Below are 14,628 nucleotides of genomic sequence, written 5' to 3'. Positions count from 1 at the left end.
TAGTGTATTACAACCAAAAACGAATTAAACTTGGTTTCAAAGGATTGAGCCCAGTGCAATACAGAGCTCAATATTTAAGTTAACTAACTGTCCAACTTTGGGGGGCAGATCAACAAGCGGTCTTTTTCCATTCGTATTATGCTAAATCCCATCTCCAAACATTCCTTGGGTATCCTCAAAATATTGGTTCATATCAAAGGCAGGTTTTTGATCGGAAGATTTACTGATAATTTTAGCAGGCACGCCCGCAGCAGTGGCGTGATCGGGTACAGGCTGAAGCACCACTGAATTTGCTCCAATTTTCGCGTATTGCCCAATTTCGATATTGCCAAGAATTTTTGCACCTGCACCAATCATCACGCCCTCGCGAATTTTCGGGTGGCGATCACCATGTTCTTTTCCCGTACCGCCAAGAGTCACACCTTGCAGAATCGACACATCATTTTCGATTACCGCGGTTTCGCCCACAACAATGCCTGTTGCGTGGTCAAACATAATGCCACAGCCGACACGTGCGGCAGGGTGAATATCCACATCAAACGCGACTGAAATCTCATTTTGTAGATAAACTGCTAACGCTTTGCGACCTTGCTTCCACAAATAATGGGTTACGCGATAGCTTTGTAAGGCGTGGAAGCCTTTGAGGTAGAGCAGTGGCGTTGTCCACTTATCTACCGCAGGGTCTCGGGTACGAACCGCATCAATATCGCAGGCTGCACTCAAAATTATTTGCGGATCCGCACGATATGCCTCTTCAATAATTTCTTTTAGGGCAATCGCAGGCATAATAGGATTTTCTAACTTGTTCGCCAAAATATAGCTCAACGAACTGCCGAGATTAAGGTGTTTTAAAATAGTCGCATGGAAAAAGCTGGCAAGCATGGGTTCGCTTTCCACTAATTCCTGTGCTTCTTGACGGATCTCTTGCCAGATGATGGTTTGTTGTTGTGCGTTTATCATATTCTTCCTTTTTACTCGCCTTTACGCTCGCGTCCTAACAAAGCTTTAGCAACATCCACGGCACTTTTTCCTTCAAACAGCATTTGGTAGATTTGCTCGACGATGGGCATTTCCACCCCTTGTTTTTGAGCGAGTAAATAAGCCTCTTTAGTGTTGTAGAAACCTTCCACCACTTGCCCGATTTCTTCAATAATATCGTCTGCTTTTTTGCCTTGTCCTAATGCTAAACCGAAACGACGGTTGCGTGATTGGTTATCGGTACAAGTGAGCACCAAATCGCCCAAGCCTGCCATTCCCATAAAGGTTTTTGGATCAGCTCCAAGCGAAGCACCTAAACGGCTGATTTCAACCAAACCACGGGTAATCAACGCGGTACGAGCATTTGCCCCGAAACCCATTCCGTCCGAAACGCCCGCACCAATTGCGATGACATTTTTAATCGCCCCACCTAATTGCACGCCGATCATATCGTTGTTGATATACACACGGAAGGTTTTCGAACAGTGAATGCGTTGCTGCATTTCATCCGCAAATTGCAGATCGTTTGAAGCAAGGGCAATGGCGGTAGGCAAACCAGCTGCGAGTTCTTTTGCAAAAGTAGGGCCAGATAAGACCGCTAGTGAGTGCGATTTACCTAAAATCTCTTCAGCCACCGTTTGCAATAATCGACCAGTGTTACGTTCTAAACCTTTGGTTGCCCACATAATACGATGTTCAGGGCGAATAAACGGTTTGATATTTTGTAGCACTTCGGCAAATACATGGCTTGGAACAACAATTAGTAAATCACGTGCTTTACTTAATGCTTGTGCTAAATCGCTTTCAATTTCAAGTGCCTCAGGGAAAGGAATATCAGGCAAAAAGGTTTGGTTCATTCTCTCTTCAGCCAATTTTGCCATTGCTTCAGGCTGATGTCCCCAGAGGTAAGTTTTGTGTCCGTTGCGTGCAAGTGCAATCGCTAATGCTGTGCCGTAAGAGCCTGCACCAAGCACGGTAACCGGGGCGGAGTAAGTTACTGTCATATCATATCCTTTTGCAAAAAATAAGGTCAATGTCACCGCTTGAGGGAGCTTGTAGACATTTCAAAAATACTTGCGACTAATTCGAAAATTCCATCAACCCACTCACTTTGCCATGCTCATCTAACGCAACCAGCGAGTGAATATGTAGTGCTTTCATCATCTCTTCAGCTTTGCCCAAGAAAGTGCTATCAGCAATGGTTTTCGGACTACGACTCATAATCTGCTCAGCAGTTTTATTCAAGCTTTCTGCCCCGAATTTCGCGAGTGTACGACGAATATCACCATCGGTAATAATGCCACATAATTCGCCCGCTTGCATAATCACCGCCACACCCATTCTGCCTTCATTCATTACAGAAAGGCACTCACTAAAAGTCGCACTTGGTTCAGCCACAGGCACGTTTGGATTCATCACATCACGCACTCGGCAGAGCAATTTACGCCCTAAACTACCACCAGGGTGGAAGCGTGCAAAATCTTCAGCACGGAAGTCGCGAGCGTTGATTAAAGCAATCGCTAAAACATCGCCCAATGCCATGGTAACCAGTGTTGACGTGGTCGGAGCAAGGTTATTTGGGCAAGCTTCCCGCTCCACGTGAATATTTAACACTACATCGGCATATTTACCCAACGTTGAATGCGGGTTACCCGTAATCGCAATGATCTTATTTCCGAAACTTTTCAGGCTTGGAATGAGTTTATTCACATCATCGGTTTCGCCACTATTAGAGATTAAAATCACCACATCAATCGGTTTGAGCATACCCAAATCACCGTGGAAAGCTTCGGTCGGATGTAAGAAAAAGCTTGGTGTACCCGTGGAAGCAAAAGTTGCCACCATTTTTTTGCCCACTAAGCCCGATTTTCCAATTCCTGCCACGACAACACGCCCTTCGCAGTGGAGCATTAATTCAACTGCTTGGTTAAATTCATCTGATAATCGCTGCTTCAAGCGGTCAATTTCTTGGGTGTAAAGGTCAAGAGTTTCTTTGGCGGTTTGTAAGTAGTTCATAGGATCCTTAAAAAAGGCTATTGTATCAACCAATTATTTGTAAATCTCTGGCAGAATTCTACCGCTTATCGTGTCAGAAACCTACCCCCTCACTAAATAATCCCCCTCACACACCCATTTGTAAGTGGTGAGTGCTTCTAATCCCATTGGCCCGCGGGCGTGCAATTTTTGTGTACTCACTGCTACTTCTGCTCCCAGTCCAAACTGTGCACCATCGGTAAAACGCGTGCTAGCGTTAATATAAACTGCGGCTGCATCCACTTGAGTAACAAATTGGCGGGCCAGTTTATAATCACTAGTTAGAATACTCTCTGAATGTTGCGAGCCATATTCACGAATATGGGCAACAGCCGCACCCAAGCCATCAACCACCACCACACTTAAATCGAGCGAAAGCCATTCTTGGCGTAATTTATCTTGATCAAGCGGTTCAATTCCGTCTGCTTTGTGCAAAGCATCGCAGTGTAGTGTAACGCCTACCTCTTTCATTTTTGCAACTAATTTTGGCAGAAATTCAGCAGCAATTGCACGATCCACTAATAAGGTTTCCAAGGTATTGCAGGTGCTTGGACGCTGCGTTTTCGCATTCACAATAACATCTAACGCTTTCTCTTGGTCGGCTGTTTTTTCTACAAATAGATGGCAAACACCTATTCCACCCACAATCACAGGAATAGTCGAATTCTCTTTACAGAACTGATGCAAACCCGCTCCACCACGTGGGATAACCATATCAATGTAGCGATCGAGTTTGAGCAACTCAAGCAACAAGGCTCGGTCTGGATCGGTAATCGCTTGCACCGCTAATTTCGGTAAGCCTGCTTTTTCCAACGCATTTTGCACCACTTCGACCAACACGGCATTAGTAAATTTGGTCTCTTTGCCACCACGTAAAATGACCGCATTGCCTGTTTTTAAGCAAAGTGAAGCCACATCAATGGTCACATTCGGGCGTGCTTCATAGATGGTTAAAATCACCCCCAAAGGCACACGTTGGCGTTCAATTTTCAAACCGCTTGCTAACACGCCACCATCAATTACTTGCCCAACAGGGTCAGGAAGGCTTGCCACATTGCGAACATCATCGGCAATCGCTTTTAAGCGGCTTTCAGAGAGCAATAAGCGGTCGATAATAGCAGCTGAAATGCCTTGTGCTTTCGCAAATTCGATATCTTTTTCGTTCGCTTGTAAAATTTCTGCCACACGACTTTCAAGACTGTCAGCAATGGTGAGCAGTGCCTGATTTTTGGCAGTTTGACCGAATAGAGCAAGTGCCACACTTGCTTGTTTCGCCTGTTGAGCAATTTGTGAAACGTTGGTCATCATTTATCCTTTTTTTGAAAACGTCATTAGCGGTCAAATTATGCTAAAATTTGGCAAAATGCAACTATAAGCACAAAATTAAATCTGGCTAAAAATAATCATTTTGGACGGGGATAAACCTCGTCCCTACGAAACAATTAATTATGAACACACTTGATACGCCAAAACACCTCATCAACATTCTCCCACCTCAACTTGCCAACCAAATCGCGGCGGGGGAGGTGGTGGAACGCCCTGCGTCTGTCGTCAAAGAATTGGTTGAAAACAGCCTTGATGCGGGGGCAACGCAGATTGAGATTGAGATTGAAAAAGGTGGTTCGCAGCTGATTAAAATCCGCGATAACGGCTGTGGCATTGCCAAGCAAGATTTGGTACTTGCTTTGGCGCGCCACGCCACCAGCAAAATCAGCTCATTGGAAGACTTAGAAGCAATTTTAAGTCTCGGCTTTCGTGGTGAGGCATTGGCAAGTATCAGTTCGGTCTCGCGCCTGCTTTTAACCTCTCGTCCTGAAGGGCAAGCAGAGGCGTGGCAGGCTTATGCACAAGGGCGTGAAATGGCGGTGGAAATTCAGCCCGCTTCTCACCCTGTTGGCACCACCATTGAAGTGAACAATCTCTTTTTCAACACGCCAGCTCGCCGCAAGTTTTTACGCACCGACAAAACTGAATTTCAGCATATTGATGAAGTTGTGCGTCGCATTGCTCTTGCAAAAGCGCACGTGAGTTTTACCCTTTCGCACAATGGCAAAATTGTTCGCCAATATCGCAAAGCTGTGGATAATTCGATTGAACAAAAGCAGAAACGTGTGGCAGCAATCTGTGGCGAACAGTTTATTCAGCACGCAAATTATTTGGACTGGCAGCACGGAGATTTACATCTACACGGTTGGATTGGCTCACCTGAACTGGCTCGTCCGCAAAACGATCTCTGTTATAGCTACGTAAATGGGCGGATGATGCGGGATAAAACCATTAACCACGCCATTCGCCAAGCCTACGGAGAGCATATTGCACAAGGCGATTACCCTGCGTTTGTGCTGTTTTTGGATTTAGACCCAACCCACGTGGATGTCAATGTACACCCTGCTAAACACGAGGTACGTTTCCACCAAGGACGTTTGGTGCACGATTTTATCTTGCAAGGTGTGCTACAAGCATTGCAACCACAAGCAGATTTAATCACAGCGAGTTCGGTACCTGTGGATAAAGTGCACGAAAGTTTCCCCGTATACGTACAAGACCGCAATCGTCAGGCAGCCGGTGCGAATATGTTTGTGCCTCCGATTGCAGACAATGAACTTCTTCCGCAAGCGGTGCAATTTTCAGATAGTTCTACGCAACATCGTGCACATTCTCCGCAATATACGCCACGTTCAAGCATTTCAAGCAAATCAGCACAGCGTTGGTATAACGAGTTAGTCAAAACGGAAAGCCATGCAGATTCGCAAACTAGAAGCGATTTTTTACCGCTTGCAGAGCCACAACCACATCAAGCCGCTGCAATTTTTGCAAAGCCTGAAGCACCTGAAAAACGGGCTACCGAACAAGCGGTCGAAAAAACAGAATATGTTGCAAAAACGGCAGTTTCAGCACGTTCAAGCGTGCTTACGGTAGTGAAAAATCAGGCATTATTGCTCAAAGAAAACGAGAATTTCTATTTAGTTTCGCTCAATCAATTGTATCACTTAAAATTTGTCGAACAGCTCAAAAAAGCCAAACCACAAACTTTGTTGATTCCGCTTAGCTTAACGCTAGACGAAACACAGCAACAGCATTGGGAAAAAGTGAAAGATAGGCTAGAAAATCTTGGCTTTCAAATTAGCGAGAAACATTGGCAATCGCAAACTCGCTTGATGATTTCAGCCGTGCCAAAATGCTTACGAGAACAAAATTTCCAACAGCTGATTTTCCAATTATTAAATGAACAAGCGATCGATTTAGTCGAATTTTTTGCAAAATCTTTGCCAATGCCAACCGCTTGGACGCTCAGCGATGGTGTGAACTTATTGGCAGAAGCAGAACAACACTCTGCCAAGCCATTAGAAACATTGAAAGTAGAAGTGGATTTTTCAGCATATCTCTATTAAATTCTTCTTGAACAGTAAAATCCAATACGATATAGCAGTACACAAAGTTATTTTTATATAAATACCAGAAAATCTTATACGCCCATTGCTTTCTGTAACTGCTTGTGGAACACCACAATCGTTTTACCGTGAGCTGAAATCAGATCATCATCTTCAAGCATTTTTAGAATACGTCCAACCGTTTCTCGGGAACAGCCGACCATTTGTCCGATTTCCTGGCGGGTGATCTTGATCTGCATTCCTTCTGGATGGGTCATCGCATCAGGTTGGCGAGCTAAATTCATCAACGTTTGTGCTATTCTTCCTGCTACATCTAAGAACGCAAGATTGCTCACTTGGCTCGAAGTTTGGCGTAAACGGCGTGCCATTTGAGCAGAAAGATACATCAAAATTTCAGGGTTAATATGTACAATCTGTTTGAAACGTTTGTATGAAATCTCAGCAATTTCGCAGATTTCTTTGGTCTTCACCCAAGCGGTGCGAGTTTGCAGTTTTTCTTCAAAAAGACTAATTTCGCCCAAAAACTCACCCTGTCCAAGGTTGGTTAAAAGCATTTCTTTATGCTCGTCATCTTTAACAAAAACAGACACCGAACCACTTACGATGTAATAAAGCGATTCAGCCTTTTCGCCTGCATGGATCAATGTATATTTTGCAGGGTAGCGGTGCACGTGGCATTGCGTTAAGAACCATTCCACCACAGGATCATTGATAGATGGAGCAGGCGTTAAATCCTCAATTGGAGGCGTGCTAAGCATCATGTCTTGCATAAAAAAATCCTTTTTACTTATTTTGGGTTATAGGGAAAAAGTATTGTAGCACGGTGTTTGTCTCCTAATCATTATTTTCCTAAGAAAGATCTTTTATCTTTAATATCAAGACTTTCGTGTAATTCCGACCACACAATTACCACTTTATCTGTTTTTAGTTGTGCTAATAAACGTTCTCGTTTTTCATCTAATGAAAGTTCACGAGCACCATAATCTGTGCCTTCACGTAGAATAAAGGAATCAAGCACATTATAAAGTGTCTCTTCTTCCAGTTCTTGCCAAGGAATAATCATTGTCTTTCCTTATTCAAAAAGCGGCTTGAGCATAGCCCATTGCTTTTCAAAAGATTGATATTGAGAGGAATTAAAATTTGAGCGAACGAGGCGTAAAAATTGTCCTTCACAGAAATTTACTAAATAAGCAGCTAACGCACGCTCGTCATCAAACGCTCTACCGCCATGCAATTTGCTCATCTGCAAAATATTGGAAAATTGTATCTCAAGGCTATAGAAAAATTTGGCGATACGAGCTTTTAAGGTATCATCTTCAAACATCAAAGCATGCCCTGTAAGAATGCGAGTAACTCCAGGATTTTTGCGAGCAAATTCGATCACTGAATAGATGATCGATTTAATGATCGCCTCTGTGCCATTTTCTCGACGCTTACTTGCTGCCACATAGCTATTCAATGTTTGTTCAATTTTTTCGATCAATGCTTCAAACATTTTCGCTTTACTTGGGAAATAGCGGTATAACGCACCTTCCGACACCCCCACTGCTTTGGCTAATCGCTCAGTAGTCACACGTTGCATACCACCTTCAGAATTAAGCTCGTTAATCAGTGTTTCCAAGACCTGTTGTTGGCGTTCTGCTTTAGTTTTTTTCGGTATTTTGACTTGTAGCGTTGACATACTTTTTCTCCCAATAAAACGTTTGAATGAAAGTGCACGGTTATATTATTGTTTACCTGAATGCCCAAAACCGCCTTCACCGCGTTCTGTTTGTTCAAAATTTTCTACGATGTTGAAACTCGCTTGTACCACAGGCATAAATACTAACTGTGCAATACGATCACCTACTTCGATCTTGAACGGTTTATTACTTCTATTCCAAAGTGACACCATCAGTGGGCCTTGGTAATCACTATCAATCAAACCCACTAAATTACCTAACACAATGCCATTCTTATGCCCTAAGCCTGAACGCGGTAAAATTACCGCAGCTAAACTTGGATCCGCAATATAGATAGAAATTCCCGTTGGAATAAGTACCGTTTGACCTGCTTCTACCGTCATTGGTGTCTCAATCAATGCACGCAAATCTAAGCCTGCTGAACCTTCAGTAGCATACGCTGGCAGTGGAAATTCTGATCCAATACGCTTATCTAAAATTTTTAAATCAATTTGTTTCATTATTTTTCCTTTTTATCATTATACAATTGGATAATCTCTTCAACCAACGTTTTAGCTAATTTACCCTTATCTGTAAGCGGTAAGATTTTCTCACCTTTTTGCCAAAAAAGCTGTAAAGCATTTTGTTCTTGCCCAAACACTTGCCCACCAGAAACATCATTTGCACAAATCAAATCTAAATTTTTACGTTGCAATTTACTTTTAGCATACTCCGCCACATTTTGTGTTTCTGCCGCAAAACCGACCACAAATGGGCGATATTCCTGTAAGTTCGCAACTTTTGCAATAATATCAGGGTTTTTCACGAGTTTTAGCATCAATTCATCACTATCTGCCGTTTTCTTGATTTTCTGGGTTGCCACTTCTGCCACACGATAATCTGCCACCGCAGCACAGCCAATAAAAATTGCAGATTGTTGAGCAAGTTTCACTGCTTGCTCAGCCATTTCTTGGGCCGAAAGTACATCAATTCGAGTCACATTTTTGGGGGTCGCTAAACTCACAGGTCCTGCAATCAACGTCACTTTCGCCCCACGTTTGGCAAACGCGTCAGCAATTGCAAAACCCATTTTGCCCGAGCTATGGTTGCTAATATACCGCACAGGATCAATCGCTTCCTGGGTTGGACCCGCAGTAATGGTGATGTTTAGAGCGGCTAAATCTTGTCCACCTGTAAAATGTTCGCACACGGCTTGGAAAATTTCGCTCGGCTCAGACATTCGCCCTTTACCGACATCACCACACGCTTGAAAACCGCTGTTCGGCCCGATCATTTGCACACCACGTTCCGCCAATACTGCTAAGTTTTCTTGCACTGCTGCTTGTTTGAACATTTGCTGGTTCATCGCTGGTGCAAGCAGAATTGGAGAAGCGGTCGCAAGGCAAAGAGTGGAAAGTAAGTCATTGCCCATTCCCACACGAAGGCGAGCAATAAAGTCTGCTGAAGCTGGGGCAATCACTATCAGCTCTGCCCATTTCGCCAACTCAATATGCCCCATCGCGAGTTCGGCTTGTGGGTCTAAGAGCGAAGTAGAAACCGCATTACCTGAAATGGCTTGCAGGGTTAACGGCGTTACAAAGGCTTCTGCCGCAGGAGTGAGCACCACACGCACGTCTGCATTCGCATTTTTGAAATGGCGAATTAACTCAATGCTTTTATAAGCAGCAATACCACCTGTAATGCCGACCAGAATTTTTTTATTTTTCAGCATAAAATGAAATAAGATGTGAAAATAAGTACAGCATTCTACAAAAACAAGCAGATACTCACAACTAAAAAGTTTTGCGATCTTGCTCGAAAATTTGGTAATTGCCTTTTGCCTCTTTGCCTTATCTTTTTTATTCTTTCAAAGATTTAATCAATAGAGGGTAATATGGAAAAAATATTAATGCCACGCGAAAAGTTATTACAACAAGGCGTAGAAGCATTGAACGATCAAGAGTTATTAGCAATTTTCTTACGCACAGGCATTCGCGGCATTCCCGTAATGCAACTTTCGGAAAATGTACTCAAAACCTTTGGCAGTTTACGCGGATTATTAACCGCTTCGGTCGAAGATTTCTGTAAAGTCAAAGGCTTAGGCAAAACACAATATATTCAACTGCAAGCAACAAAAGAGATGACTAAACGCTATCTTTCACAGCAAATGGAGGCTAGCGAAACCATCAGTGAGCCTTATATGGCAATTATGTATTTCCAATCAGAGCTTGAGCATTGGGAGCGTGAAGTGTTTATGGTGATCTTTTTAGATAATCAAAACCGCCTGATTCGTACCGAAAAAATGTTTTTTGGCACGATCAATCAAGCCAGCGTACACCCGAGAGAAGTCGTAAAAGCGGCACTAAAATGTAATGCTGCAGCGATTATCATCGCTCATAACCATCCTTCTGGCGAGTGTACACCAAGCGATGCCGACCGCCATCTTACCAAACGTATTGAACTGGCATGCGATTTGGTCGATATTCGGTTTGTTGATCATATTATTGTCGGTAAAGGCGATTATTTTTCGTTTGAGGAAGAAAAACGAGAGATGTTTTAGTATCACTTACACACCGCAAGCGGCTAATTCTGTGAAATTTTTTACCAAAACATTAAAATCCCGCATTTGTGATATAAATCAAAGTAAATAGATGAAGGTTGTGGATAATTGATATCATCTATTTTCTTTCGTAGGGATGTGTTGCACACGCCCCTATACACAAACAACTCAGTTGTGACGATATTTTATTATTTCGAGTGATTTCTCTATGAAAATGCGATTTTCTTCCCTATTTTCCTCGCTCATTTTGAGCTTGTCATTTGCAATATTTTCCCCAAATTCAACCGCTTCCCCTTATTCTTACACGCCAGAAAGTCTGCCGTTATATGCAGATGAAGCCCTTTCCAAACCCATTGGCGAATTAGAAGCAGGCGTGCCCGTAAAACTAGTGCAAACCACGCAAAATGCTGATCAACTTGAGCTGGAAATGTGGCGAAAAACCAAAGGGTTTGGGCGGATTTGGTATAACCAATTTGCCAAACATATTACCGATGCAGTGTTTGATAAAACCTTCACGCAAAACGCTACTAATTTTGAGGTATTGGAGAACAAAGAAGATCCGCTCACAGGTTTAATTTGGCAGAAAGTCAAAACAAAAGTTTGGGCAAAAAAATCGAAACTTAGCCAAAATCTCACCGCATTCTGGGCGAATGCAGAAAGCACTTTCAAAACTGAATGCAGCGTTTGCCACAAACAGCGCGATCCGAAAATGCACGATGCGAATGAGTGGGTAGCGGTCTTTAATGGCATGGTCGGCTTTACCGATATGGACAAACCGCAACAAAAACAAGTGCTTCGTTATTTACAATTACACGCCGCTGATGCGTCAAAATAGGAATTTGTATGTCTTCTCTTGAATTTTCACGTCGCCAATTTTTACAAAAAATGTCGCTGATGACGGCAAGCCTTGCGATGCCTTCATTCCTTGTTCCGCGTGAGGCAAAAGCAAACGGAACAAAAACGCCTGATGAATGGAAAATGACTGGCTGCCAATGGGGTGCAGTACGCGCCAAAGTGGTCGATGGCAAACTCGCTGAAATTAAACCCTTTGAATTTGATAAACACCCGACTGAAATGATCCAAGGCATCAAAGGTATTTTGTATGGCGAATCTCGCGTGCGTTATCCGATGGTACGATTAGACTGGCTCAAAAATCGTGAAAAAAGCGACCGCTTGCAACGGGGCGACAACCGCTTTGTTCGCGTCAGTTGGGATGAAGCACTCGATCTTTTCTATCAAGAACTGGAACGCATCCAGCAAAATTACGGCCCTTGGGCACTCCACACCGCTAACGTAGGCTGGCGTTCTTCTGGGCAATTCCATAGCTGCGGAAACCATATGATCCGAGCGATTGCGATGCACGGGCATAGTGTTGGTACGGTGGGCGATTATTCCACAGGGGCTGGACAAACCATTCTGCCGTATGTGCTGGGTTCAACTGAAGTTTACTCGCAAGGCACATCGTGGGAGATCATTTTAAAAGAGACCGAAAACCTGATCTTCTGGGCGAACGATCCAATTAAAAATCTACAAGTGGGCTGGAACTGCGAAACGCACGAGGCATACGCCTATTTTGAACAGCTAAAAGAGAAAGTGAAAAATAAAGCGATCAAGGTGGTTTGTGTTGATCCTGTGAAAAGCAAAACACAAAATTATTTGGGCTGCGACCATTTTTATGTAAACCCACAAGCGGATATGCCGTTTATGTTGGCAATTGCCCATACACTTTACGCTGAGAATTTATATGACAAAGCCTTCCTCGATGTTTACACCCTTGGTTTTGAGAAATTCGTGCCTTATTTGCTGGGTGAAACCGAAGATAAAATCGCTAAAACGCCAGAGTGGGCTGCACCAATTTGTGGCGTTTCTGCCGAGAAAATCCGCGAATTTGCACGGATGTTGGCAGGAAAACGCACCCAACTGATTTTTGGCTGGGCAATCCAACGCCAACAACACGGCGAACAGCCTTATTGGATGGGGGCAGTATTAGCTGCGATGTTGGGACAAATTGGCTTGGCTGGCGGCGGTGTGAGTTATGCTCACCATTACAGTTCAGTGGGCGTTTCAAGCTCTGGGGCTTCAATGCCAGGCTCCTTCCCATCGAATTTAGATGAAGGGCAAACACCGAAATACAACAACAAAGATTACCAAGGTTATAGCGAAGTCATCCCTGTGGCTCGCACCACTGATGCATTACTTCACGCGGGTGAAACCATTGATTACAACGGCAAAAAAATCACCTACGCCCCATACAAAATGGCGATTTTTTCAGGCTGTAACCAGTGGAGTCGCCAATCGCAATTGAACAAAATGAAGCAAGCCTTCCAAAAATTGGAAACTGTGGTTTCGCTTAATTACAGCTGGACGGCAACTTGCCGTTTTTCCGACATCGTGCTACCTGCTTGCACGCCATTTGAACGTAACGACATCGATGCCTATGGCTCTTACAGCAACCGTGGGGTATTAGCGATGCACAAATTAGTTGAGCCGATGTATGAAGCCCGCTCTGATTTTGAGATCTTTAAAGGCTTATGCGAACGCTTTGGCAAAGCGGAAGAATATTGCCGCGGAATGAACGAAATGGAATGGGTGGAACGCCTCTACCGTGATTGTCGCAACGCCAACCGTGGCAAGTTTGAAATGCCACCGTTTGAGGAGTTTTGGAAAACAGGCTACGTGCTTTTCCCAGAGGGTAAACCCTGGGTGCGCCACGCTGATTTCCGCGAAGATCCTGAATTACACGCACTGGGTACGCCATCAGGCTTTATCGAAATTTACAGCCAAAAAATCGCCAGCTATGGCTATACTGATTGCAAAGGGCATCCAATGTGGTTCGAAAAAGCCGAACGCTCACACGGTGGACCAAATTCAGAACGCTACCCGTTCTGGATGCAATCAGTTCACCCCGACAAACGCTTGCATTCTCAGCTGTGCGAAGCGAAAAACTTACGTGATACATACAGCGTAAAAGGGCGTGAACCGTTCTATATGAACCCGCAAGATGCGGCGAAACTTGGTATTCAAGACGGTGATTTAGTGCGTGTTTACAATGAACGCGGGCAAGTGTTAGTCGGGGCAGTATTATCGGATAGCTTCCCAACGGGTGTGGTGCGTTTGCAAGAAGGAGCGTGGTTCTCACCGCTTGATGAGAAAGTTGGCTCAATTGATACCTACGGCTGCCCAAATACCTTAACGTTAGACATTGGGGCATCTAAACTCTCTCAAGCCACCTGTGTCAGTACTTGCTTAGTCAATGTGGAAAAATGGCAAGACGAAGCTCCTGAGCCGAACGGCTTTAGTGGCCCGAAAATCGTGGAGCGAGCGTAATGTTCCAAAAAGAAGAGTACCAATTTATCTATCGCTGGTTTAGCAATATACTCGGGCGGGAACTTACCGATGCACAGTTGCAAAGCTTACAAGCGGGCGAATTTACCCCGTTTTTTGCCTTTTTGAAAGAGGCGGGCTTTGCTGCTGAAATCACACAGCTTGAAATGGCACTTGCCAGCTTGCAGCTCCACCCACACGCCCATTTAGAGCTCGCTGCCGATTTTGCCGAATGCTTTTTGCTAGAAGGTGCAATCAGTGCAATGCCTTATGCTTCCGCTTATTTAGCAGGCAAGGAACTGACGTCAAACTTGCAAAAAATGGATGATTATTTAACAGAATTTGGCTTGCAAACCAACCGCCAAGTGAATGAACCGAGCGATCATCTTTGCGTCTATTTGGAAATTTTGCTTAAGCTTGTTGAGCAGAAAACGCTTGCTGAACAACGCCAATTTATCCGTGAACAGCTACAAACATGGCTGCCGAAGATGACAGAAAAATTGGCAAAAATTCCCCTTCAAAATCAGTTTTACCCAGCACTATTTTCGTTGCTGTGTAAGATTTTGGCATTGCACGCAGCGGAAAGTTAGAAAAGCACTATGATCTGCCCCCCAAAAGTTGGATAGGTTAGTTAACTTAAATATTGAGCTCGGTATTGTACTGGGCTCAATCCTTTGAA

At 43.9% G+C, this 14,628-nt stretch carries 15 protein-coding genes; 6 read left to right on the top strand and 9 right to left on the bottom strand.

Annotation, left to right across the window (positions count from 1 at the left end; translation table 11 throughout):
• The first annotated feature begins 2 nt into the window (after window positions 1–2).
• Window positions 3–83 carry an IS3 family transposase gene (locus QMF79_RS10435; protein WP_394370882.1) on the top strand — a complete coding sequence of 27 codons (81 nt, stop codon included), beginning with the start codon at window positions 3–5 and terminating at the stop codon, window positions 81–83.
• Window positions 84–141: 58 nt separating this feature from the next.
• Here QMF79_RS10435 and cysE read toward each other — a convergent pair whose 3' ends face one another.
• The 4 genes from cysE to proA all read right to left on the bottom strand — a co-directional run bounded on the left by cysE (window position 142) and on the right by proA (window position 4,317).
• A complete protein-coding gene (gene cysE / locus QMF79_RS08230; RefSeq protein ID WP_111312843.1) occupies window positions 142–960 on the bottom strand; it encodes a serine O-acetyltransferase in 819 nt (272 codons plus the stop codon).
• A gap of 11 nt (window positions 961–971) precedes the next feature.
• Window positions 972–1,982: an NAD(P)H-dependent glycerol-3-phosphate dehydrogenase gene (gene gpsA / locus QMF79_RS08225; RefSeq protein WP_281773465.1), complete on the bottom strand. Its 1,011-nt coding sequence runs from the start codon at window positions 1,980–1,982 to the stop codon at window positions 972–974.
• Window positions 1,983–2,058: 76 nt separating this feature from the next.
• Complete coding sequence (locus QMF79_RS08220) at window positions 2,059–2,994, bottom strand: KpsF/GutQ family sugar-phosphate isomerase (RefSeq protein WP_281773464.1); 936 nt, start codon at window positions 2,992–2,994, stop codon at window positions 2,059–2,061.
• Window positions 2,995–3,075: 81 nt separating this feature from the next.
• Entirely contained in the window at window positions 3,076–4,317 is a 1,242-nt protein-coding gene (gene proA, locus QMF79_RS08215; RefSeq protein ID WP_281773466.1) for a glutamate-5-semialdehyde dehydrogenase, read from the bottom strand.
• Window positions 4,318–4,460: 143 nt separating this feature from the next.
• On the opposite strand from proA, the gene mutL reads away from it, so the two are divergent.
• Entirely contained in the window at window positions 4,461–6,404 is a 1,944-nt protein-coding gene (gene mutL / locus QMF79_RS08210) for a DNA mismatch repair endonuclease MutL (RefSeq protein WP_281773463.1), read from the top strand.
• 74 nt (window positions 6,405–6,478) lie between these two features.
• Here the strand turns inward: mutL and crp are convergent, their stop codons facing one another.
• From crp to coaBC, 5 genes are all read right to left on the bottom strand, one after another.
• Window positions 6,479–7,174: a cAMP-activated global transcriptional regulator CRP gene (gene crp / locus QMF79_RS08205; protein WP_281773462.1), complete on the bottom strand. Its 696-nt coding sequence runs from the start codon at window positions 7,172–7,174 to the stop codon at window positions 6,479–6,481.
• A 71-nt stretch (window positions 7,175–7,245) separates the two neighbouring features.
• Complete coding sequence (locus tag QMF79_RS08200; RefSeq protein WP_005706947.1) at window positions 7,246–7,467, bottom strand: YheU family protein; 222 nt, start codon at window positions 7,465–7,467, stop codon at window positions 7,246–7,248.
• 9 nt (window positions 7,468–7,476) lie between these two features.
• Entirely contained in the window at window positions 7,477–8,085 is a 609-nt protein-coding gene (gene slmA, locus QMF79_RS08195; protein WP_281773461.1) for a nucleoid occlusion factor SlmA, read from the bottom strand.
• 45 nt (window positions 8,086–8,130) lie between these two features.
• The gene (gene dut / locus QMF79_RS08190) at window positions 8,131–8,586 is read right to left on the bottom strand and encodes a dUTP diphosphatase (RefSeq protein WP_281773460.1); all 456 of its coding nucleotides are present in this window, start codon (window positions 8,584–8,586) and stop codon (window positions 8,131–8,133) included.
• Window positions 8,586–9,797 carry a bifunctional phosphopantothenoylcysteine decarboxylase/phosphopantothenate--cysteine ligase CoaBC gene (gene coaBC, locus QMF79_RS08185; protein WP_281773459.1) on the bottom strand — a complete coding sequence of 404 codons (1,212 nt, stop codon included), beginning with the start codon at window positions 9,795–9,797 and terminating at the stop codon, window positions 8,586–8,588. Before coaBC ends, dut begins: the two co-directional genes overlap by 1 nt.
• Window positions 9,798–9,959: 162 nt before the next feature.
• Here coaBC and radC point away from each other — a divergent pair, with 162 nt between their 5' ends.
• The 4 genes from radC (at window position 9,960) to torD (ending at window position 14,539) form a co-directional block, all read left to right on the top strand.
• Complete coding sequence (gene radC / locus QMF79_RS08180; RefSeq protein ID WP_281773458.1) at window positions 9,960–10,625, top strand: RadC family protein; 666 nt, start codon at window positions 9,960–9,962, stop codon at window positions 10,623–10,625.
• A gap of 214 nt (window positions 10,626–10,839) precedes the next feature.
• A complete protein-coding gene (locus tag QMF79_RS08175; protein WP_425591892.1) occupies window positions 10,840–11,460 on the top strand; it encodes a pentahemic C cytochrome in 621 nt (206 codons plus the stop codon).
• 8 nt (window positions 11,461–11,468) lie between these two features.
• Entirely contained in the window at window positions 11,469–13,952 is a 2,484-nt protein-coding gene (torA, locus tag QMF79_RS08170) for a trimethylamine-N-oxide reductase TorA (RefSeq protein ID WP_281773456.1), read from the top strand.
• On the top strand, window positions 13,952–14,539 hold the full coding sequence (torD, locus tag QMF79_RS08165) for a molecular chaperone TorD (RefSeq protein WP_281773455.1): 588 nt from the start codon (window positions 13,952–13,954) through the stop codon (window positions 14,537–14,539). The genes torA and torD overlap by 1 nt, the downstream gene beginning before the upstream one ends.
• The last annotated feature ends 89 nt before the right edge of the window (window positions 14,540–14,628 follow it).

The organism is Pseudohaemophilus parahaemolyticus (assembly GCF_938021905.1).
Lineage (GTDB): Bacteria > Pseudomonadota > Gammaproteobacteria > Enterobacterales > Pasteurellaceae > Haemophilus_A > Haemophilus_A parahaemolyticus_B.
Note: the sequence above shows the minus strand (reverse complement) of the source record. Positions and strands in the feature narration are given on the sequence as shown.

Bases quoted from the DNA above. Each gene is read 5' to 3' on its own strand.
- slmA (WP_281773461.1), bottom strand. From the start codon at position 8,085: ATGTCAACGCTACAAGTCAAAATACCGAAAAAAACTAAAGCAGAACGC.
- dut (WP_281773460.1), bottom strand. From the start codon at position 8,586: ATGAAACAAATTGATTTAAAAATTTTAGATAAGCGTATTGGATCAGAA.
- crp (WP_281773462.1), bottom strand. From the start codon at position 7,174: ATGCAAGACATGATGCTTAGCACGCCTCCAATTGAGGATTTAACGCCT.
- proA (WP_281773466.1), bottom strand. From the start codon at position 4,317: ATGACCAACGTTTCACAAATTGCTCAACAGGCGAAACAAGCAAGTGTG.
- QMF79_RS08220 (WP_281773464.1), bottom strand. From the start codon at position 2,994: ATGAACTACTTACAAACCGCCAAAGAAACTCTTGACCTTTACACCCAA.
- cysE (WP_111312843.1), bottom strand. From the start codon at position 960: ATGATAAACGCACAACAACAAACCATCATCTGGCAAGAGATCCGTCAA.
- coaBC (WP_281773459.1), bottom strand. From the start codon at position 9,797: ATGCTGAAAAATAAAAAAATTCTGGTCGGCATTACAGGTGGTATTGCT.
- radC (WP_281773458.1), top strand. From the start codon at position 9,960: ATGGAAAAAATATTAATGCCACGCGAAAAGTTATTACAACAAGGCGTA.
- mutL (WP_281773463.1), top strand. From the start codon at position 4,461: ATGAACACACTTGATACGCCAAAACACCTCATCAACATTCTCCCACCT.
- QMF79_RS08175 (WP_425591892.1), top strand. From the start codon at position 10,840: ATGCGATTTTCTTCCCTATTTTCCTCGCTCATTTTGAGCTTGTCATTT.
- torA (WP_281773456.1), top strand. From the start codon at position 11,469: ATGTCTTCTCTTGAATTTTCACGTCGCCAATTTTTACAAAAAATGTCG.
- QMF79_RS08200 (WP_005706947.1), bottom strand. From the start codon at position 7,467: ATGATTATTCCTTGGCAAGAACTGGAAGAAGAGACACTTTATAATGTG.
- gpsA (WP_281773465.1), bottom strand. From the start codon at position 1,982: ATGACAGTAACTTACTCCGCCCCGGTTACCGTGCTTGGTGCAGGCTCT.
- torD (WP_281773455.1), top strand. From the start codon at position 13,952: ATGTTCCAAAAAGAAGAGTACCAATTTATCTATCGCTGGTTTAGCAAT.